General features: G+C 37.4%; 27 protein-coding genes. 25 read left to right on the top strand and 2 right to left on the bottom strand.

What is annotated here, in order from left to right; translation table 11 throughout:
- Positions 1–98: 98 nt before the first annotated feature.
- The 15 genes from ACNJYY_RS01760 (at position 99) to ACNJYY_RS01830 (ending at position 11266) form a co-directional block, all read left to right on the top strand.
- Positions 99–2912, top strand: coding sequence for a phage tail protein (locus ACNJYY_RS01760; RefSeq protein ID WP_416730306.1), 2814 nt, complete (start codon positions 99–101; stop codon positions 2910–2912).
- Positions 2912–3493 carry a LysM peptidoglycan-binding domain-containing protein gene (locus ACNJYY_RS01765; RefSeq protein WP_416730307.1) on the top strand — a complete coding sequence of 194 codons (582 nt, stop codon included), beginning with the start codon at positions 2912–2914 and terminating at the stop codon, positions 3491–3493. The genes ACNJYY_RS01760 and ACNJYY_RS01765 overlap by 1 nt, the downstream gene beginning before the upstream one ends.
- Positions 3493–3831 (top strand): phage baseplate plug family protein, encoded by a 339-nt coding sequence (locus ACNJYY_RS01770; protein ID WP_416730308.1) that lies wholly within the window; start codon positions 3493–3495, stop codon positions 3829–3831. Before ACNJYY_RS01765 ends, ACNJYY_RS01770 begins: the two co-directional genes overlap by 1 nt.
- Positions 3824–4663, top strand: a complete 840-nt coding sequence (locus tag ACNJYY_RS01775) for a phage protein (protein WP_416730309.1) — start codon at positions 3824–3826, stop codon at positions 4661–4663. Before ACNJYY_RS01770 ends, ACNJYY_RS01775 begins: the two co-directional genes overlap by 8 nt.
- 12 nt (positions 4664–4675) lie before the next feature.
- Positions 4676–5023 (top strand): hypothetical protein, encoded by a 348-nt coding sequence (locus ACNJYY_RS01780; RefSeq protein WP_416730310.1) that lies wholly within the window; start codon positions 4676–4678, stop codon positions 5021–5023.
- Between the two features lie 2 nt (positions 5024–5025).
- Positions 5026–5382 (top strand): DUF2634 domain-containing protein, encoded by a 357-nt coding sequence (locus tag ACNJYY_RS01785; RefSeq protein ID WP_416730311.1) that lies wholly within the window; start codon positions 5026–5028, stop codon positions 5380–5382.
- On the top strand, positions 5375–6541 hold the full coding sequence (locus tag ACNJYY_RS01790) for a baseplate J/gp47 family protein (RefSeq protein WP_416730312.1): 1167 nt from the start codon (positions 5375–5377) through the stop codon (positions 6539–6541). Before ACNJYY_RS01785 ends, ACNJYY_RS01790 begins: the two co-directional genes overlap by 8 nt.
- Complete coding sequence (locus ACNJYY_RS01795; protein WP_416730313.1) at positions 6538–7173, top strand: hypothetical protein; 636 nt, start codon at positions 6538–6540, stop codon at positions 7171–7173. Before ACNJYY_RS01790 ends, ACNJYY_RS01795 begins: the two co-directional genes overlap by 4 nt.
- A 15-nt stretch (positions 7174–7188) precedes the next feature.
- Positions 7189–8790, top strand: a complete 1602-nt coding sequence (locus ACNJYY_RS01800; RefSeq protein WP_416730314.1) for a pyocin knob domain-containing protein — start codon at positions 7189–7191, stop codon at positions 8788–8790.
- Positions 8791–8814: 24 nt separating this feature from the next.
- The gene (locus tag ACNJYY_RS01805; RefSeq protein ID WP_416730315.1) at positions 8815–9129 is read left to right on the top strand and encodes an XkdW family protein; all 315 of its coding nucleotides are present in this window, start codon (positions 8815–8817) and stop codon (positions 9127–9129) included.
- Complete coding sequence (locus ACNJYY_RS01810; RefSeq protein WP_416730316.1) at positions 9129–9248, top strand: CD1375 family protein; 120 nt, start codon at positions 9129–9131, stop codon at positions 9246–9248. Before ACNJYY_RS01805 ends, ACNJYY_RS01810 begins: the two co-directional genes overlap by 1 nt.
- A gap of 40 nt (positions 9249–9288) precedes the next feature.
- On the top strand, positions 9289–9414 hold the full coding sequence (locus tag ACNJYY_RS01815) for a CD1375 family protein (protein WP_416731785.1): 126 nt from the start codon (positions 9289–9291) through the stop codon (positions 9412–9414).
- A 109-nt stretch (positions 9415–9523) separates the two neighbouring features.
- On the top strand, positions 9524–9871 hold the full coding sequence (locus ACNJYY_RS01820; RefSeq protein WP_416730317.1) for a hypothetical protein: 348 nt from the start codon (positions 9524–9526) through the stop codon (positions 9869–9871).
- 4 nt (positions 9872–9875) lie between these two features.
- Positions 9876–10964 (top strand): N-acetylmuramoyl-L-alanine amidase, encoded by a 1089-nt coding sequence (locus tag ACNJYY_RS01825; RefSeq protein WP_416730318.1) that lies wholly within the window; start codon positions 9876–9878, stop codon positions 10962–10964.
- 14 nt (positions 10965–10978) lie between these two features.
- Positions 10979–11266, top strand: a complete 288-nt coding sequence (locus tag ACNJYY_RS01830) for a phage holin (RefSeq protein WP_416730319.1) — start codon at positions 10979–10981, stop codon at positions 11264–11266.
- A 111-nt stretch (positions 11267–11377) separates the two neighbouring features.
- On the opposite strand, the gene ACNJYY_RS01835 is transcribed toward ACNJYY_RS01830, so the two are convergent.
- Entirely contained in the window at positions 11378–11596 is a 219-nt protein-coding gene (locus ACNJYY_RS01835; RefSeq protein ID WP_416730320.1) for a hypothetical protein, read from the bottom strand.
- Positions 11597–11712: 116 nt separating this feature from the next.
- Between ACNJYY_RS01835 and ACNJYY_RS01840 the strand changes: the two genes are divergently transcribed.
- Both ACNJYY_RS01840 and ACNJYY_RS01845 read left to right on the top strand, forming a co-directional pair.
- Positions 11713–11946 (top strand): hypothetical protein, encoded by a 234-nt coding sequence (locus ACNJYY_RS01840; protein WP_416730321.1) that lies wholly within the window; start codon positions 11713–11715, stop codon positions 11944–11946.
- Positions 11939–12154 (top strand): transcriptional regulator, encoded by a 216-nt coding sequence (locus tag ACNJYY_RS01845; protein WP_416730322.1) that lies wholly within the window; start codon positions 11939–11941, stop codon positions 12152–12154. The genes ACNJYY_RS01840 and ACNJYY_RS01845 overlap by 8 nt, the downstream gene beginning before the upstream one ends.
- Before the next feature lie 8 nt (positions 12155–12162).
- Here the strand turns inward: ACNJYY_RS01845 and ACNJYY_RS01850 are convergent, their stop codons facing one another.
- Positions 12163–12456, bottom strand: coding sequence for a helix-turn-helix transcriptional regulator (locus ACNJYY_RS01850; RefSeq protein WP_416730323.1), 294 nt, complete (start codon positions 12454–12456; stop codon positions 12163–12165).
- Between the two features lie 282 nt (positions 12457–12738).
- On the opposite strand from ACNJYY_RS01850, the gene ACNJYY_RS01855 reads away from it, so the two are divergent.
- The 8 genes from ACNJYY_RS01855 to ACNJYY_RS01890 all read left to right on the top strand — a co-directional run bounded on the left by ACNJYY_RS01855 (position 12739) and on the right by ACNJYY_RS01890 (position 18522).
- Positions 12739–13950 carry an FtsK/SpoIIIE domain-containing protein gene (locus ACNJYY_RS01855; protein ID WP_416730324.1) on the top strand — a complete coding sequence of 404 codons (1212 nt, stop codon included), beginning with the start codon at positions 12739–12741 and terminating at the stop codon, positions 13948–13950.
- A gap of 13 nt (positions 13951–13963) precedes the next feature.
- Entirely contained in the window at positions 13964–14476 is a 513-nt protein-coding gene (locus tag ACNJYY_RS01860; RefSeq protein WP_416731786.1) for a replication-relaxation family protein, read from the top strand.
- Positions 14477–14490: 14 nt separating this feature from the next.
- Positions 14491–14979 carry a hypothetical protein gene (locus tag ACNJYY_RS01865; RefSeq protein WP_416730325.1) on the top strand — a complete coding sequence of 163 codons (489 nt, stop codon included), beginning with the start codon at positions 14491–14493 and terminating at the stop codon, positions 14977–14979.
- A 250-nt stretch (positions 14980–15229) separates the two neighbouring features.
- Positions 15230–15934, top strand: a complete 705-nt coding sequence (gene dcd, locus ACNJYY_RS01870; RefSeq protein WP_416730326.1) for a dCTP deaminase — start codon at positions 15230–15232, stop codon at positions 15932–15934.
- Complete coding sequence (locus tag ACNJYY_RS01875; RefSeq protein WP_416730327.1) at positions 15927–16277, top strand: hypothetical protein; 351 nt, start codon at positions 15927–15929, stop codon at positions 16275–16277. The genes dcd and ACNJYY_RS01875 overlap by 8 nt, the downstream gene beginning before the upstream one ends.
- A 139-nt stretch (positions 16278–16416) precedes the next feature.
- Complete coding sequence (locus ACNJYY_RS01880) at positions 16417–17118, top strand: DUF3800 domain-containing protein (RefSeq protein WP_416730328.1); 702 nt, start codon at positions 16417–16419, stop codon at positions 17116–17118.
- Positions 17119–18150: 1032 nt separating this feature from the next.
- Positions 18151–18390, top strand: a complete 240-nt coding sequence (locus tag ACNJYY_RS01885; protein ID WP_416730329.1) for a hypothetical protein — start codon at positions 18151–18153, stop codon at positions 18388–18390.
- Between the two features lie 27 nt (positions 18391–18417).
- Positions 18418–18522, top strand: a complete 105-nt coding sequence (locus tag ACNJYY_RS01890) for a DUF4176 domain-containing protein (RefSeq protein WP_416730330.1) — start codon at positions 18418–18420, stop codon at positions 18520–18522.
- Positions 18523–18642: the final 120 nt, after the last annotated feature.

Raw genomic sequence — 18642 nt, forward strand, 5'->3', positions numbered from 1 at the left:
ATGGATATACACGAATTAGGTGAAGCCAACGCTGCCTATCGCATTTATAAACAGCTTAAGAAAAAGGCAATGAAAACGAAAAAAGGGGGTGGATAATAGTGGCTGGCGAACACTTGCGTGATACCTCAATCCTCGTTGATGTAATGACGGATGTTGATCCATTAAAAGAGATTAACCGTCAAATGAGACAGGTTACCCAGAATGCAAAAATTATGGGTAATTCTTATGATGCTTTATCAGATGCTTCAAAGATCATGCTTAAAGAAATGAAATATGGTTGGAACACTCAACGAGATAGTATGATCAAGTATCGAAACGACCTTATAGCCGCTGAATATGAATATTATAATTTAGCACGTGGGACGGCATTTTTTAGTGATTCTGTTGACGATTTGATCAAAAGTATTAGGACTGTTGGAAAAGCCCATAAAAAAGCTACGGATAGCATGATTGACGACAGTATTAAAACACGAGCTGAAATTTACAGACAGATTGGCACCATTCAGAACATGACTCCACTTGCTGAAAAAGTGGCTGAAGGATATAAGAAGCACAATCCATTACTGACAATTAATAACGCGGGCTTAAAACTTGTGGGTACTTTACAAAGGGTCGCAAACAATGCAAATCCTGCAGCCTTAGCATTAGAAAGATTAGGTGCTAACGCAAGTACTAAAGAACTTAATGAAGAAATTCAAAAGATTAATCGTGGGCTAGGTGCTATGCCAACTGTAGCAATTGGCGCAGCAATTGCCGGAGGTGTTCTTTATACAGCCTTATATAAAGCTGCTCATGGACCTAATGTACAAGAGGTTTTCAAAAAGCAACAGGATGCTTTAAAAGAGTACTCGGATACTGTAAAAACACGTACCAGAGAGATTATGGATACATGGGGACTGTTTGAAAAGGTCCAGCTGGAGAAGTTAAATCCTAAAAATCTTATCAAAAACCTTCAGGGGCAAGTTAACACTTTAAGGGATTGGAGCAATAACCTTAAGACATTAGCTGCTAGAGGAGTAGATGAAGGTTTAATAGCTGAACTTAGAAAAATGGGTCCTGCCTCAGCCTCAGAGGTTTCAGCAATGGTCAAGTCTTCTGATGTTGGATTAGCTGAATGGGTGTCCTTATGGAGAGAGAAAAGCGCGCTTGCAAAAACGGCAGCTCTTACAGAACTTGAGAAGTTAAAAGCTGAAACTGATAAAAAAGTTCAGGATCTCCAGAAGACTTTAAAACCACTCGGTATTGCAACTGAAGAAATGAAAGGTTCACTAGCAAAAGCATTCCAACCAATGGTTGAAGTCTTCTCTATGATCATGACACCAATCATTAAATTTATCACATATATTTCAAACCTAATTGTTAAGTTTAATGAAGCGCATCCTGTGATGGCAAAAGTACTCCAGGGAATAGTCATGCTAGTTCCTATACTAACCTTACTGTTATTGCCTTTAGGATTAGGGATAGGTTTAATAAATGGATATAGGGCTGCTTTATTCTTTCTCATGAAGATGATTGGACCCGTAATGACTTTCATGGCATCAATGAGTGCAACGGTTTGGTTGGTCGCAGCTGCATTTATCATTATCCCAACTGTTTTGGTCCTTATGTACAAGAAATTCGAGTGGTTCCGTAATGGTGTGAACGCTGTTTTTTCAGTAATACTATCGGTGATTCGAGCAGTTATAAGTGTCGTAGTAGGTTTTATTCGTCAAAAGATGACTGAACTTCAAGCTTGGTGGCAAACGAATGGAACAATGATTCTTCAAGCAGCCACAAACGTTTGGAATGTAATAAAAACGGTTATTGGCGGGGTACTCCTTGCAATATGGTCTGTAATGAAGTTTGTATGGCCATTTGTGTTAGCGTTGATTATCTCGGTTTGGAACAACGTAAAAGGTGTAATTAACGGCGCAATCATGGTGATTACAGGGATAATTCAGTTCTTTGCTGCTTTATTCACTGGTAACTGGACGGCACTTTGGGCAGCCGTTAAGCAGATCATCACAGGTGCGTTTTTGTTTATTTGGAATTGGATTAACCTTATCTTAATCGGTAGATTCCTAGCTTTATTTAGAGTTTTTGGGACAGCAGGAAGTGCAATATTCCGTATGGCGTTTAATGGCATAAGAGCTTTAACGATAGCCATCTGGACAGGTATAAGAACCTTTTTCGTCGGTCTCTTTAATTGGTTAAAAAGTGCTGCTACAAGTGCTACCAGTGTTACAAGGAGTGTCTTTACATCAGCATGGAATATCATTAAGAGTATTACTCAAGGGTTAGGCAACTTTATTAAAACCATTTGGAATACGATTAAATCGGCTGTTACTGCCGCAGCTCAGGGAATATGGAACGCGGTTAAAGCATCTTTTAACGGGATGATGAACGCTGTCAAAACAATCATGAACACAATTTTCACTACGATCAAATCGATTTGGGACAAAGTCATGGGCTTCTTCAGAGGAGTCGATTTAAAACAGATCGGTAAAGACATAATGAACGGATTGTTAAGTGGTATTACAAGTATGGCTGATGTTGTTTGGAAAAAAGTAAAAGGAATCGCAGATAACATTAAAAAAACTTTTGCTAAAGTTTTAGATATCAACTCCCCTTCTAGAGAAATGTTCAACATGGGACGTTTTACAATGCAAGGTGCTGCATTAGGTATGGAAAAGGAACAGGACTTCATACGAAAGGTTACGTATGAATCAGCTCAAATACCAATGGAATACACTCCAGAAACTTCAGCAACAACATATGATAATAGCTCGAATAGATCTATAACATTTGCTCCAGTGATTTCTGTTCAAGGTTCGCAAGGATCAAATTCTAGTATCAAGCAACAAATCGATGAGGCTATTGAAGAAATGTTTGATAAACTCAGTGATCTTTATGACATGGAGGTGATCGGTTAATGGCTAAGTTAGGTAACATATCCCTCCATATAGAAAAAGAAGGTGAGTCTCATAAGGTAGAGGCTACCATGTATGCTGTTGAAAAAGGTGAATCTTTTACTGATCATGTTGCGAAACGACCATCTGAATTCTCGATCTCTGGCTATATACTGTCGGACTCTTGGGAGAATTCCATGGCTCAATTAAAGAGCATGATGGAAAAAGGCGAGATCACAAAATATGTAGGGAAAATGATAGCGCAAGACGTTATCATAACCGATATTTCAGGTGATCATGATTCTACTGTGGCAAACGGCGCAGCGATAAAGATATCACTACGAAGGATTCGTATAACGAAAACTGCATGGGTAAAGGCAAGCCCTAAATCAAAAACAACAAGAAAACCTGTTTCAAATACAGGTAAAAAGAAACCGGTAGCTAAAACACCACGAAAATCGTCTGCGGTTTATCATGTGATTAGGAAAGGACAAACGTATTGGTATTTGTTCAAGAAATATGGGACCTCCATTCAGCAACTGAGAAGCTGGAACAAATGGCCGGATACTAAAATTCCAATCGGAGGGAAAGCGAGGGTGAAATAGTGGAGTATATAGATGTCAATAAAGAGGAACTTCCAGAGCGATTTGATATTGATTTGGCAGATGAAACTTTCACTCTCCAGTTTTCTTATAATGAAACAGGAGATTTTTTTTCAGTTGATCTATACCGTCCCGACAACTTTGATAATGATATTCCACTTATACTAGGTGAAAAGTTAACATTAAATCAACCACTTTGGAGTGATTTTTCAAGTTTGGACCTTCCAGCACCTAGTATTGTCCCCATGGATTTAGCAAAGTCAGAGGGACGTCTCACTTGGGATAACTTTGGTAGCTCAGTATTTCTTTATATTGTGGATGAGGTCGATACAAATGAATAACTTTAGACGAATTATTAAGATAAGTGTCGGTGAGGCATCCTTTACGAATGAGGAGCTTGAGATCAGATTTGAAGCCCCTTTTGATGATGATATACAGCCAAATCAAAGCAAAGTGCAAATATACAATTTATCTAAAAGTACTTTATCTCGTTTAAGAAAAGGACAAAATGCCACAATCCAAGCTGGTTATGAAGGGGACATAGGGGTATTATCATCAGGTGTTGTAAGTAAAATTGTAACCAAATGGGAAGGGCTTGATAAAATAACAAGCATCTACTTTATTGAGGGTGAAGACTTCACCAGAATTAAGGTTACAAATAGCACAACGAATAAAAAAGGTAGCCTGTCGATCGGTTTTAAAGAGGGCTCTGACGGATTAACAATCATTAAGCGTCTGGTTAGCGTACTAGGAATAAAATTAGGTGCACCTATCACTTTGAAAAAGAATGTGATCTATAAAAAAGGTTATATTGTTACGCAGCTTATCATGAATAATTTAGAAGAAGTGGTAAGGGATTGCGGATCTATTATGTATCATAGACGGGGTAAACTAGTTATTCGACCTGTTGATATTGGAACAGATGAAAAGTTTACTTTAGAAGAAAATACCGGTCTTATCGGATCTCCTTCAGAGTTTGAAATTACCGATAAGAAGGGTTCAGAAGATAAAGCTGTAAGAGGGTACACAGTAAAGTGTCTTCTCCAGCATAGAATTTCAACTTGTAGTGTCTTAAAGATAAAGTCGAAATCAGCTAATGGACAATATCGGGCATTTAAGGGGAAGCATATTGCTGACGCTGATGATTTTTATACCGAATTCGAATGCGTATAGAGGGGATTTATTATGAGTGCAGATACTAACTTTGCAGATTCAATGATTCGTAATATAAAAATATCACTTCACACCTTCGTTCCTGCGCGAGTTGTAAAGTACTATAGCTCTACAAAAGAGGCTGATCTTGAAATTTTATTTACTCAGGTGATCAAGGGTGGGAGGTCTGTAAAGTATCCAATGATATTAAAAGCACCTGTGTTAAAACACGTCGGAATTGTAGAGCCTGATGATGTTGTATTTTGTGGTGTAAGTGAACGAGCACTAGACAACCTACAAAAGATCCCTTCTGATCCACCATTCAGACGTACTCATGATATAAGAGATTGTGTGGTCATTGGTATCTGGGAAGGGGTTTAAATGTGAAAAGTATAATGATAGATGCTTACGGAGACCTTGTTTTTGAACAAGGTTCTTTTTTAATGGTTAAAGACGACGAGGAACTGGCTCAGTCCGTGCGAATTGTTCTCCAAACGGCATTAGAAGAATGGTTTCTAAATGAAGGTTTTGGGTTAAATCGAGAAACCTTCCTAACCAAAACATTCAATGAAACTGAAGCTAGGGATAGCATTATAGACGCATTGTCTGTTGAAGACAGGATCTCTTCAGTAGAAGATATCAAGTTTAGTAAGGTAGGAAGGAGTTTATTAATCAATTTGGTCTTAATTAAAAATGATAATACAAGTTTACTTATTGAGGGGGTGAACGTAGGTGCTTGATAGATTCGGCTTTAGACGAAAAAATTACGCTGAACTTCAAACGGAAATGGAAGAAAGAGCTAAAACTCTTTTTGGAGAAGATGCGAACCTTTCTGAAAGAAGTCCACTCGGTATATTTATTCGTTTGTTCTCTTGGTTCATTTCAAAAACATGGGAGCTTGCGGAAAAGGTATATAATTCAGCATTCATTACAAAGGCAGAAGGTATCCAGTTAGATCGTTTAACAGCTTTTTTTAACACCTCACGAAATCCTGAACAGTTCGCAATCGTGGACCTTTCTTTTTCCGGAGTTCCGAATTCAATCCTTTTAGAGGGGACACGATTTGAAACGGAAAGTGGAATTGACTATGCACTAACTGAAAATGTGACTCTAGACTTGAATGGACTAGGGAATGGCAGTGCTGTCTGTTTGACAGCTGGTATCGTTGGTAATGTTCCTTCCGGATCTATTATTGTTCAGTCTGAACCAAGTGCGGATATATATGATGTGACTAATCCTTTGGCTTCTCAGGGTGGTAGGGATGAGGAAACGGATGCAGAACTTTTGGCACGCCTTAAAAGCTCTGGAGCAAATGTAGGAAGTGGCACACCAGATGCAATCGTATCTTCCGTCCTTGGAATAGCTGGTGTCCGAGCTGCCAACATCTCTGTAAATAATGCAAATACAACAGTAAATGGTCAGCCTCCTCATAGTAATGCAGTTTATGTTTTAGGCGGAGAAGGTCAGATCATTGCAGACACTCTTTTTAATCACTATGTAGGTCTTCAATTCTTCGGTACTGACTCGTATGTTGTCAAAGATATTTCTGGTAATAGCCATACAATAAGTTTTACCCCGGCCACTCAGATTACTATATTTTCAAATGTCACCTTAACTACAGACAATACTTTTACAACTACTGGTGTAACAGAAGTGAAAGATTCCATTGTGAGAATTATAGGTGGTGCATCGAGTGATGGGACCCTTTATGTCGGCTTGAACATGGGTGAAGATGTGATTTACTCTAAAATATTGGCTGCTGTAATGGGTATTCAAGGTGTAGTGGATGCGACTGTTACAATCGGTATGAGTGCTGGAGCACAAGGTACTAGTAATCTGGCGATTAATACGAGCGAGGTTGCACAGATTGATGCGGATAATATCTTGGTGACTGTATGAGTGTATACACAGATATGATCCGGAAATTACCTGATTTATTTATGAAAAAGAGTGATTCCAATGTTGGAAAAATAATTTTGTTGTTTTCTGAGCAAATTGACACGTTGAATGTAACATTTTCAAAGGTGGAAAGTTGGAGAGATATCGATCTAGCTGAAGGATCAACACTAGATTTGATCGGGGAAAATTTAGGGCAAAGAAGAGGACAGGCAACGGATGAAATAATGCGTGTACTAATAAAGGCACGTATCGCACGAAATTCAAGTGATGGAACTTTTAATAGTGTGATCTACGCCTTAGCACGATCGATAAATGCAGACCCAACCAAAATCAAAATAAGGGCTTTATATGATGAGAACGACCCAGCAGCTGTAGTAATTGAAGGGGTACCACTCGCAGAATTAAACAAAGTGGGTATGACAGCCGTACAGTTTGGATATATCGCTCAAAAAGTCGTAGCTTCAGGAATACGGGTGGCTTCTATCGATCTGCGCGGTACTTTTGGATTCTCTTCACAACCGAACATTTTAGAAACAAATAATCAAACAGGATTCGCTCCATTAGATCAGAGCCGAGGCGGGACATTAGGATCAACGTTCGAACCAGACCAAACATTACAATTACCAATATAAAAGGAGGGTTGATGGATGCCATTTAGCAAACCATTACCGGAATGGAATAACCTTGGAACAAAACCGCCTCAAAGTAAGATAGACACTGGATGGTTACCAGATGACAGACCACCAGCAGATTGGTGGAACTGGTTTCATTATACAACCCATCAGGCCTTATTAGAGGTACAACAAAGCGCTATTCATACGGACCGTGCCGGACAAACAATCGCACAGTTGGTGTCGGGTAAAGTACCTGTAGCTCAATTGCCAGACGGGACTACTGCTGCTAAAGGGATTGTCCAACTTTCAAGTGCTACTAACAGTAATAGCGCATCATTAGCTGCTACACCTCTTGCTGTAAAAACAGCGTACGATCTAGCTAACGGGAAGTACTCCAAGCCATCAAACGGAATTCCAAAAGTGGATCTAGATACAGGCGTGCAAAACTCGTTAAATAAAGCAGATAGCGCACTTCAAAATGTCCCTTCTGCTTCTACAATAGCAGCTGGTATTGTTCAATTGAACGACGCAACAAACAGCACAAGTACATCGCAGGCAGCAACTCCAAATGCGGTAAAGAAAGCCTATGATAAAGCTGAAGAAAAGGAAACACCACTAGGAGCTCAGACGAAGGCGAATGCAGCAGAAACCAATGCGATTAATTTCGCTAAAAACTTTGGACTAGGAGATGTTGCAAAAGATATTAGCAACACCGATCTAAACAATCTAGACCTTAGTGGGGATTATAAAGGCCATACATTAGCAAACTGCCCTATCGCTACAGGAGGCAGTTATTTTTATTTTATAAAAAACCATAAACACGATAACGGTCACAGAAGTCAGACTGCTATACGGTATGGGGCAGCTGCTACTACAGGACAGATTTTTCAACGTTTACAGATCAATGGTCTGTGGCAGCCGTGGAAACAATTAGCTACTACAGATGCTGTACAGATATACAGACTGACAAATGATGATGGTGTGACGTTGGGCTTTGGAGGAGACCTAAATACACTTACTTCACCCGGCTTTTATTACATTAATTCTAACGCTACTAATAGACCCTTTAATACGGGTGGTCAAACAGGATTGACAGGGCTTTGTGAGGTTCATAGGCTAACATCTGCAAATGGATATTTTCAGACAGTTACTTCTTCCAGTAGAAAGGCACAAAGATACTATAATTCAGGAGCTTGGGGTCCGTGGTTAGAGATTCCACTTCTTTCAGCTAATGGAATCTTAACTCTCCCTAATCAGCCTTACTTTTTTGCATCTACCTCAGTTGATCAATCTATTTCAAGTGGCGTAGACACAAAAATAACTCTTGGTTCAAAACTTGGAGATACTCATGGTGAGTTCATTAATGGAATTTTCACTCCAAAAGAATCTGGTGTTTACTTACTCTCTGTTTTAGTTCAATGGACAACGGTAAACAACGGAATAACTACATTTAAGTTGTTTAATGGTGGGAGTTCGTCTTTAAATATGCCACTTGGTAGTAATGGTAAGATCGCCGCATTCTCTAGACCTATCGGTCTTACAGGTGGAACACCTTTTGAACTATATCTACATCAAGACTCAGGATCTGCAGTAATGCTCGATACTATGACTGTTTACCTAACTAAAATTTCATAAGCAAAGTACTGGGGGTTACCTAAAATGGAATTACCAAAAATAATTAATTTCATATATCCATCTCTTGTAAACGGTACTGATTACTCCATACAAGATGACGGAAATGGCCAATTTATATCGTCCTGGAATTCCGAATTACAAATTCCCACAGACGAGGAACTTGAAGTGGTTTGGGATCAAATAAAAGACTTACCTGTTACTCCTCTTAAGACTCTTGAAGAGTTAACAATGGAGAATGAACAATTAAAGCTAGAGGTCGCAACGGCAAAAGAAGATAACATTTCGAACATGATGGCGATAACAGAAATTTATGAATTAATGTTGGGCGGTGGATTGTAATGGCAACCATCTATTTTAAGTTGATCAAAGCAGGTATGAAGACGATTGATGACGTACCTCAAATTCATCGCGCTGAAGTACAGGAGATGTTAGATCATGAATCTTCTACAGAGATTTAAGCTAATCATTTATCTCCTTCGAAAGGAGGTGAATGTGGATATGGTAACTGTATATGTAACATTAATTGTTCGAGGATATAAAACCTATAGTCAAGTGCCAGCAACATTACAGCCACAAGTGAAGGCTGAACTTGAAGCTCTGGAACTTGGAGAACTAGCACAATAACAACGCCGTTGAGGGCGTATTTTTTATGCCCTCTTTTTTGAGATATGTAGTATTTACAACATCCAGCACCTATAGAGGTGTATTTTTTATGGGGTAAAGGAGGTCAGAAATGGAGGCGGCAACGATGGAAGAAAGCAAACAAATATTGATTGCGATTACGGAGCTACAAACCAATGTAAAGAACATGAATACGAAAATGGATGAGATAAGCAAAATTTCTACACTTGCTCTCCAAACGGAGCAAAGCGCGAAAAGTGCTCACAATCGTATTGAAGATCTGAAAAACGATACTGCCAAAGCATTAACTGAATTAAAGAAAGATTACGATGATAAGATCGCTGCAGAATGTAAAGCCAGGGAGAAAATGGATGGACATATCACCTGGTTATGGAGAGCGATCGGTGCTGGTCTCATAGCGTTTGGATTTTGGTTGTTACAGCAAAATTGGGGAGGTTAACAGGATGAAAATTGATTTCGGCAATTTACGGGTTCAAGATATTAGGAATACAATCCGCGTTAGTAAAACTGTTTTAACAGCATATAGAGCGATCGAAGACATAACATCAATTGCTTTACACCATAGCTTAACTGAAGAAGGTGATGCACACGCATTTGCTAATTACCACATCGGAAAGCTTGGTTGGGCTCGTATGGGCTATGCTTTCGTTATCTTAAAGGATGGAACTATCCAATGGGCAGCAGATCTAGCTGTAAAAACACCGCATGTGGGTAACAGTAACCGTAGAACATTAGGAATTTGTATGGTTGGAGATTTTCGTTTTGAACCACCTACTGCAGCTCAGCTGAAAAGTTTCTACGGATTAATTGAAGTGCTGTTCAGAGTTCTTCCAAACGTAAACGAAGCACAAGATGTATGGGGGCATCAAGAATATCCTGATTATCTTTGGAAACAATGTCCTGCACTTGATATGGACTCATTACGTGGTCAAATTGCATCTAAGCAGTATGGTGAGGTTCAACACAACTTTAATAATGATAACAAACGTCTTATCGTATTACCGAAAAATGCAGGTCCACGAAAAACCATCTATGAACCAGTGAAAGTGGTTGTCGAACAACCTAATGAAATTGAAACTAGAAGTTTATTAAAGTACGGTTCCAGAGGCTCTGATGTTAAGAGCCTGCAACTGAAATTAAACGCTGTGGGTTCATATGGATTAGTAGCAGACGGAATCTTTGGCAAAAAGACTGAGTTGGCTGTAATGCATTTTCAGAATCTTAAGGGCTTAGTTGCTGACGGGATAGCTGGACCAAAAACTTTTGCAAAGCTAACCGGAGAAAAATTAAAGCCTGCAAAGAAACCAACACCACTATCTTCATCCAAAGCAATTGTTCCTTACCCAGGTTATTTGATCAAAAAAGGTTCGAGAGATAAAGAGAATATTAAAAGAATTCAACGTGCCGTGGGTGTAGAAACCGACGGTATTTTTGCGGCAATAACTGAAGCAGCTGTAAAAGCATATCAGAAACGAAAAGGTCTTAAACCTGACGGGATTGTTGGAACAGCAACCTGGAACACATTATTTTAGAGGAGGAATAACTTATGATCAACTGGAAAATTCGATTTAAAAACACGGTATGGTTAACAGCGTTCGTTTCTCAGCTACTAATCATCTTGCAATTAATTGCTGTTGGACTAAACGGCGCAGGGATAACGGATTTTGTACTAACTGAAGAAATTAGAGGCTGGGTGTTGGCAGTGTCCAACGCTATTTTTATTGCCTTATCCATGCTCGGAATCGTTCAGGATCCTACAGTAGAGGGCATAGGTGATAGTCAACGTTCGTTGATGAGGAAAGAACCTTTAAAAGAAGAATTAGATGAACGATAGTAAAAAGAACCCCTGACAGTCTGGGCAGGTGTAAAAGAGTTCTTTTGGTATCATTATGTACGTTTAAGTTTAAAAATATTCAAAAGCTCTTCCTACAAGGAGGGGCTTTTTTTATGTCTTTTTATACAAGTCATTCATGTTTTTATATGCACGTTTTTGCATCTGTTCAAAGTCATATACTTCCTGCCAATGATAGGGACAATAATATCCAGCGATCTTATCTGGATGCTGCCAATCATAGACAGCAGCGACGCGATCAATTCCCTTCCCAACCTCCTCCATGCAGAAATGACAATAGTATCCCTTTTCCCGAACCACTTTAATACACATATGAGCACACCCCAAACATCGGATAATACCAATATTATATACGAATATATGTTCGATTTAATACTAGATTTAAGAACAAATGTTCGTTATAATATGAACAAAGGGAGGATGTCAGTATGAAAAAGTTCTTACTAAGATGCCAATTGGACCGTAAACCAGTGGAGATTATGTATTTATCTAACTCTGGCCAAATCAGTCAAAGAATCATTTCAATAAAAGAAATCAATGAAACAACAATTAGAGCATACTGTCATTTAAGAAAGACCCTTAGAGTATTTAAGTTAGAAAACGTTCTATCTATTAATTATAAAAAAGCTATAGGATATTGGAGGGAAGACACCATTGCGTGACATATCAGCAAAACAACGTAGGGCTCTCGAAGTTATTAACGAATTTATTGAAGTGAATGAGCGGCCGCCTACAGTTAGGGAGATAGGCGATATAATGGGGCTTCGATCTACAAGCACAGTTCAGGCATATTTATGTCGATTAAAAGATAGAGGTTTAATTACTTGGGAAGAACGTAAACCAAGGACATTGAAATTAATAAAGATTTAGAACCCACCTTATTCGGTGGGTTCTTTTTTTATCCATATTTCTTCTACACTTAAATCCATAACCTCAGCGATCCTCATTGCTACAGGGAGAGTAGGAATTGATTTACCTTTTAAAATCAATGAAAATGCAGCGTTACTCACTTGAGCCTTTTTTGCTATAAATCCCTTTTTAAGACCACGCTTTTTTATTATCTCATCTAATATACAGACAATCTCCATATGCATCACCTTCGTACATAATTCCATAAAAAAAACTCTTGTCCTTTTTTTATTTTTTTTAAATGGACAAGATAAGTTTTTCATACTTAGGCGTATACCTATATTAGCTACTAAAATCACCGCCAACACTAGAATACTAATTTAGTAACCTGTCCTGATTATTCCTTCAACCCTTTGCAATGTTTTTTAAGCTTCTCGATTGCTTAACTTATTCTCTCTGAAGAATACCTAAAACGGTGGTGCTGCACTTGAACAAAAATAGAATGATTGGAGTTGTTGCTCATGTTATTCGAAATCGCCTCTTCCCTTCTCTTTGGATCAATGGCAATTTACGCGAAAACAAAAGGATCTGGAGGAAGCATTGGAATGAATGAAGGGCAAAAAATTCAACGTATCTTTTCAAACACAGGTTTAAACGTAAAGGAGGGGGATAAGATCCTAACTGCTCATCTGGTGCGGAACAAAAAAAGAAAGTGGGGTCGTGAATTGGTTTTCAGAATCCCACTCGGGCGTTCATTTGAGGATTATCAAAGCAAAATCAATTCCATTCAAGATGGTTTGAACACAAAGAAAAGAACGCAATCGTTAGATTTTCTGGCACTTAAAAAGGGAGATTTTAAAAACATATTTAAGAAAGAAAAGGCTGTTCAAAAGGAAGTTGAAATGTCTTATGACGGGATGCTAAAAGTTAAAATCTACAATCAGCACATGCCGAGTAAAAAGCCTTATGCAGAAATTAATTCCAAAGACGACTGGAAAGTTCCAATTGGAGTAACAAGAACGGAAACAATTTTCCATGACTTTGATAGTGTTTATAACATGTTAGTGGGCGGGGCTGTGGGAGGAGGTAAATCAGCATTCTTAGTTATGGCTATCTGTCATTTGCTAAAAACAAAATCTGAAGACGTTCAGTTAACGCTGATTGACTTAAAAGGTGGTGTGGAATTTAACCGATTTAAAGATTGTAAACAGGTAGTAAGCTATGCAGAAGAAGTTGCACAAGCAAAGGAAGCTCTTGAAAACGTCTTAAATGAAATGAAGATCACATTAGAATTATTGAAAGCAAGAAAGGCAAGAAATGTCATTGAAGCAGGAATACAACACAGACATTTTATTGTTGTAGATGAGATTGGAGAACTAGCCAGTCATAAAGAAATAAACAAAGAAACAAAAAAGTTAAAAGAAGAATGTGAGTATTTACTTTCTAATATCTGTCGCCTTGGCCGGGCTATGGGAATCCGTGTCATTGTGGCAACACAGCATCCTACTGCTGATGTTGTACCGATTCAAGTAAAACGTAACTGTGATGCCAGGGTGTGTTACAAGGTTGATACTGTTAGCGCATCTATGGTCGTCTTAGATAGCGCAGGTGCTGATCAGCTGCCAATCAATCCAGGAAGGGCAATTTATAAAAAAGGTGCTGAAAAGGTTATCTTGCAAACCCCTTGGTTGTCGGATACTGAAGCTGATCAAATCATTGAACCTAATTTAAACTCTGAATCAAAGGAGTGTGTGGAAGAAGATGAACAACCGCCAAGAAATGATTTTGATCTCTTTGAAGACACACCACTTTCTTAATCGGGATCAGATTATGAAACTTCATGATCTAAAATCAGTTCGCAATACAAATCGTGTACTTTCAAAAATGAAACTCTACCTTTCAACGGTTAAGGATGGATTTGATACTATTTACTGCTTGTCAAAAGAAGGGCGTGAAATGGTGGGGTGTGAACGAATAAGAAAAAGAACATCCCAGGTTAATCATTTCATTATGAGGAACCAGTTTTACATTTTTGCCCATTGCCCCAACGAATGGAAGATCGAACAGAAGATTGGTGGTCAAATTATCTGTGATGCAGCATTTAAACAAAGTGGTAAGTGGCACTTTCTAGAAGTGGATAATAACGCAACCATGACGGCAAACAAGAAGAAAATTGAAAAGTATAAGAAGTTGCATGAAAGTAAGATGTTCCAAAATCACAAAGAATATGGATACTTCCCGTTGCTATTATGGGTGACAACAAACGATTATCGACAAAAGAAACTGTTGGAACTGTGCCGAGGGATCCCGTGCAACGTGTTCATGATTGACGATATTAAATAGGGGAGTTGTTCATCATGTTCGGTAAAAAGAAGATTGAAAGAGTAGGAACAATCTCAGAATTCATGCAAAGCAATCAAGATACTCAGAAACTGAAAATGCAGGATTACAGCAAGTATAAAGCAGTTGCTACTGGCACACTGGTTCCGCTCATTTTTGCACCAAAAGCATTTGCAGCGGAATCCATTAATCAATGCGGCCAGGTGTTAGCGGTTTCATCGCCAGCGGCAGCTGTACCAGTTAATGCAGTGACAGATAAGGTTATGGGAGATGTTATAAGCGCATTTGCTCATTTGTTTGATCCTCTCATCGATCTAATGATCGCAATTTCCTTCCCGGTTGCTTCAGCTATGATTGTATGGAAAATATTCTGCGGGTTCTTTAAGGATCAAGGTGAAATTTGGGAGGGTATAGGTAAAGTATCGATCGTTTACTTACTGGTGCAGATGTCGCCAATATTCATAAAAATATTAAAGAGCTTAGGGACATTGGCAGTTGGAATATAATCAATAACAGCAGATTATACCTCTCCAAATAACTGGAGGTGGTAGTAAAGTTACATTTATATAAAATTTTTAGATATTTTTTACAAATTTCTCTAATATTCGTTTATACTGTTTCTATAAGAAACAGTATAAACGAATACGTAACATTTAAAACAATATGAAAATATACGAAAGTTTTAAGTGGTTTTAACAACATTGTTTTAGGATATTCAATAAGAAAGTTATTAAAGGGAAGAGAGGTGTGAGTGTAATGGCTATGTTAAGTGATCGCGATTTGCATAAGTTGGTTAAAGAACAACAAATTGTGAATCCTTTTATTTTAGAACACTGTCAAGGAGCCACCATTAATCTAACTCTCGATCCTTTTGTAAAAAAATATGTTTCTAGTGAACCAATTGTACTAGGTAAGGAAGTTACGGAAGATCTCTATAAAAGCTTTGATATAACAAAGCAGGACTTTATAGTCCAACCTAAAGAGTCAGTATTGATTCAAACCCATGAATATGTTCAAATTCCTGAGAATACGACTGCAAGAATATATGAAAGATATAGCGTAAAGTCACTGGGATTAATGATTTCCCCATCACATTATATGAATCCAGGGTATCGCGGAAAAATATCATTGTTATTAATAAATCATTCTTCGGTTCCTGTACAATTAGTTGCGGGAATTAAGATTTGTCAGTTAGCTTTATTTACGTTGTCTTCAGAACCATTGACACCATACGAGAAGCAAGATGCAAAATACATGGACTCTATGAGTGTGAGTATTTCAAAATTACACTTAGATTCTGAGATTCAGGACTACTTAAAAGAACGAGGCGTAAAACAGGTATCTAATGAAATGGCTAAGGATTTAGGTGAACATCTAATGTCTCATGTGCGAAAAGCTGCTAAGGAACTTGCTGACATCGGTCGGGATTATATTTTAAAAGGGAAATTACCGAATGAGTAGTCTTCGCGATATTGTTCGCAGACATATAGAAGCAGAGACATTATCAGGTTTATCCGATTTTGAAGAGGGACAACAACATCAGATCTTGGAGATGTTGCGACGCGAGGGACAAATCGATCGAAAAGTACAAGATATACTTGATATTTATCTGAAGGAAATCGAAGAAAGTTCTCCTCGTAGTAGGACTAGAAAAACAAAATTAGCTATTTATGCTTGTTTGAATGTTTTGTTAACTATTCTAATTGGATATACTGTCAACCAAGAGTATTGGATTATGATATGGTTATTAGCTGCAGTTAATATCATAATTAACATCTATTTTATTTTTTATAACGAGGAATAAAGAAAGTTATCTTGTGCTAAGATGACTTTCTTTTTTTATGAAATAATTTGAAAAAATCTTTATAGTTACAAAAATTTTATATCATCAATAAGGTGATTTTTAATGTAAAAAGGTAGTATAATAGTTTTAATCAAGGGGGATGGCAATAGATACAAAGGAGCTTGGTAGTATGGATGGTAGGGTAATACTTAATTTTGATGAATCTGGAAACATGGGTAAACGAGGTAGATATTTTACAATTGCATGTGTGGAGTCTCAGCAAACGAAACCTTTAATAAATGTAATGTCAAAAGCAGCCTTGAAAACTAAAAAAACTTTCCAAGCTTTTAAGGACAGAGATGAGATAAAGGCAGCTGATGCATACCCATGTATTAAGGACTATTTTCTTAGAAAAATTGCTAGTAAAGAACTATCAATTCGATACATAGTTGCAGACTTACTACATGTCAAAAAAGAACTAATTGATGACGAAAATCTGTTGTACAATTTTTTATTGAAATTTCTGATTGTACCTATTGCGAAGAGACCTGATGTGACACATCTCATAATTAACTTGGATAAAAGAAGTATTAAAGTTAAATCTACCAATTCCTTTCAAGACTATATAAAACTTCAATTAAATTATGAGTACAACTGTAATGTTAAAGTGGATGTTCACTATGTTGAATCCCAAAATTCGTTTTGTATTCAAGCAGCAGATTATGTTGCGAACGCAATCAATTCTTATTATGAATACCAAAACAATTCTTATTACAATCTTGTTAAGGAAAAAGTTGTACAAAGGGAGTTGTTTCCGAGAAGAGTTTTTGGTCAAGAAAAGGTCGTAAATATTGGCATATAAATTATGTATACAATATGTAACATAATTGTTTACAAACGACGTATATATTTGATATATTCTTATTAGATTAAGTGTTCGCGCGAGTAAACCCATCGATAACGTGTGATTTTATAGGACACATAAACTGCCTGTGTGGTAGTCGTTACAATGGTTTCGCGCAACCATCCATAAAATAATTCTACAAGATCGGGTATAATTGGTCTTGTTTTTTTCATACTAATAAATAAGATAGAGTAAACCCTTTATAATGTGTGACAGTTAAAATCACATAAGCGGTCTTATAGGCAGCCGTTATATTGGTATCTATCATTAGTTTCGGGCCCTTATATGGGTCCTTTTTATTTTTATATAAAAAATCACAAACTCACAATAAAATCACAAAAGTCACATTTGGTGATGAAAAAACGTGAAAAAAGCTTAGGGAGAATTTAATTATTCCATTGAACTAATAGGGAAATTGAAGGTAAGCGAAAGTACGCGGTTTTTGAATGATAGATGGGCGGAATGATGTAATAACACGCACACAAAACCCAAGTAATAGGGTTTGTGAGTTTTAAAAAAGTAGAATGCTTGCCTAGCATTCTGCTTAAATAAAGCATTATCAGGAGCTTCTTATAAGTTGATTAAACTTATGAGAAGCTTTTTTTATTTTGCTTCATCTAAAATCTAAATAAAGGCTTGGAGACATTTTTGAAGCGATAAATGCATCGATGGCAACAGATGTTCATATTTTATCGAGCCATATATATGAACCAGCATGATCTACAGCAATGTAGATGTGCACCTCATTAACAGCAAGAATGGGCAAGGTAATTTAACCATCTATGTATCCCTCTCATATAAACAAACAATTTTTTAATAACTTCCAGTAATTTCGCTCCACTAAAAAGGTTTATTTTTCCATATTTAAGGGGTATAAGTACATACTGAGTTCTATAGATTTTATACTGCACTTGGAATTGGGGTAGGATTAAAATTTGGGCTTGAAGAAAAAAAAAGACAAGGGAACTTAAGTAATTGGAGGATTTAGCATTGGTACCAACAAATAAAGCGGATTTTATGAAGACATTAAGTTTTGGATTAATATTCTATGCCATCTTTATGGGGATAGGTGGCACGTTTTTATTTGCTTCTATCATTTTTGGAGAAGGTCCCCAAAATACTCTTTCTAAAGCGAAAGGACCACTGACTATTATGATGCTAATGGTATATGGTTCCTGTACAATCGCTTTATTTATTCGTGCATTTCTTAAAAAAAGAGGATGGATATAAATAAAACGTTGTTGCCATTGGAACAGTATGAAAAGTAATAAATTTCAAAAGTTGCTTATGATTTATGGAAGAAACCAAATTCAAACGCAAACCAGCAAGTTATTCGATTACATTGCTGCTCCCTATCCTTAGGGTAATACCTTAGAAAAATTCAATTTTTTCTTTAATAGAAATCGGAGACGTAATCTACCCTGGCTATCAATTACCTCAAGAAGCTGACATGAGGGAAAAGGTTGAGCTTTAAATAAAAAA

Source organism: Fictibacillus tiangongensis, from assembly GCF_048083785.1.
Classification (GTDB): domain Bacteria; phylum Bacillota; class Bacilli; order Bacillales; family Fictibacillaceae; genus Fictibacillus.

Bases quoted from the DNA above. Each gene is read 5' to 3' on its own strand.
- ACNJYY_RS01765 (WP_416730307.1), top strand. From the start codon at position 2,912: ATGGCTAAGTTAGGTAACATATCCCTCCATATAGAAAAAGAAGGTGAG.
- ACNJYY_RS01890 (WP_416730330.1), top strand. From the start codon at position 18,418: ATGAAAAGTAATAAATTTCAAAAGTTGCTTATGATTTATGGAAGAAAC.
- ACNJYY_RS01820 (WP_416730317.1), top strand. From the start codon at position 9,524: ATGGAGGCGGCAACGATGGAAGAAAGCAAACAAATATTGATTGCGATT.
- ACNJYY_RS01865 (WP_416730325.1), top strand. From the start codon at position 14,491: ATGTTCGGTAAAAAGAAGATTGAAAGAGTAGGAACAATCTCAGAATTC.
- ACNJYY_RS01880 (WP_416730328.1), top strand. From the start codon at position 16,417: ATGGCAATAGATACAAAGGAGCTTGGTAGTATGGATGGTAGGGTAATA.
- ACNJYY_RS01840 (WP_416730321.1), top strand. From the start codon at position 11,713: ATGAAAAAGTTCTTACTAAGATGCCAATTGGACCGTAAACCAGTGGAG.
- ACNJYY_RS01860 (WP_416731786.1), top strand. From the start codon at position 13,964: ATGAAACTTCATGATCTAAAATCAGTTCGCAATACAAATCGTGTACTT.
- ACNJYY_RS01875 (WP_416730327.1), top strand. From the start codon at position 15,927: ATGAGTAGTCTTCGCGATATTGTTCGCAGACATATAGAAGCAGAGACA.
- ACNJYY_RS01830 (WP_416730319.1), top strand. From the start codon at position 10,979: ATGATCAACTGGAAAATTCGATTTAAAAACACGGTATGGTTAACAGCG.
- ACNJYY_RS01815 (WP_416731785.1), top strand. From the start codon at position 9,289: ATGGTAACTGTATATGTAACATTAATTGTTCGAGGATATAAAACCTAT.
- ACNJYY_RS01805 (WP_416730315.1), top strand. From the start codon at position 8,815: ATGGAATTACCAAAAATAATTAATTTCATATATCCATCTCTTGTAAAC.
- ACNJYY_RS01795 (WP_416730313.1), top strand. From the start codon at position 6,538: ATGAGTGTATACACAGATATGATCCGGAAATTACCTGATTTATTTATG.
- ACNJYY_RS01825 (WP_416730318.1), top strand. From the start codon at position 9,876: ATGAAAATTGATTTCGGCAATTTACGGGTTCAAGATATTAGGAATACA.
- ACNJYY_RS01810 (WP_416730316.1), top strand. From the start codon at position 9,129: ATGGCAACCATCTATTTTAAGTTGATCAAAGCAGGTATGAAGACGATT.
- dcd (WP_416730326.1), top strand. From the start codon at position 15,230: ATGGCTATGTTAAGTGATCGCGATTTGCATAAGTTGGTTAAAGAACAA.
- ACNJYY_RS01780 (WP_416730310.1), top strand. From the start codon at position 4,676: ATGAGTGCAGATACTAACTTTGCAGATTCAATGATTCGTAATATAAAA.
- ACNJYY_RS01800 (WP_416730314.1), top strand. From the start codon at position 7,189: ATGCCATTTAGCAAACCATTACCGGAATGGAATAACCTTGGAACAAAA.
- ACNJYY_RS01855 (WP_416730324.1), top strand. From the start codon at position 12,739: ATGAATGAAGGGCAAAAAATTCAACGTATCTTTTCAAACACAGGTTTA.
- ACNJYY_RS01850 (WP_416730323.1), bottom strand. From the start codon at position 12,456: ATGAAAAACTTATCTTGTCCATTTAAAAAAAATAAAAAAAGGACAAGA.
- ACNJYY_RS01775 (WP_416730309.1), top strand. From the start codon at position 3,824: ATGAATAACTTTAGACGAATTATTAAGATAAGTGTCGGTGAGGCATCC.
- ACNJYY_RS01835 (WP_416730320.1), bottom strand. From the start codon at position 11,596: ATGTGTATTAAAGTGGTTCGGGAAAAGGGATACTATTGTCATTTCTGC.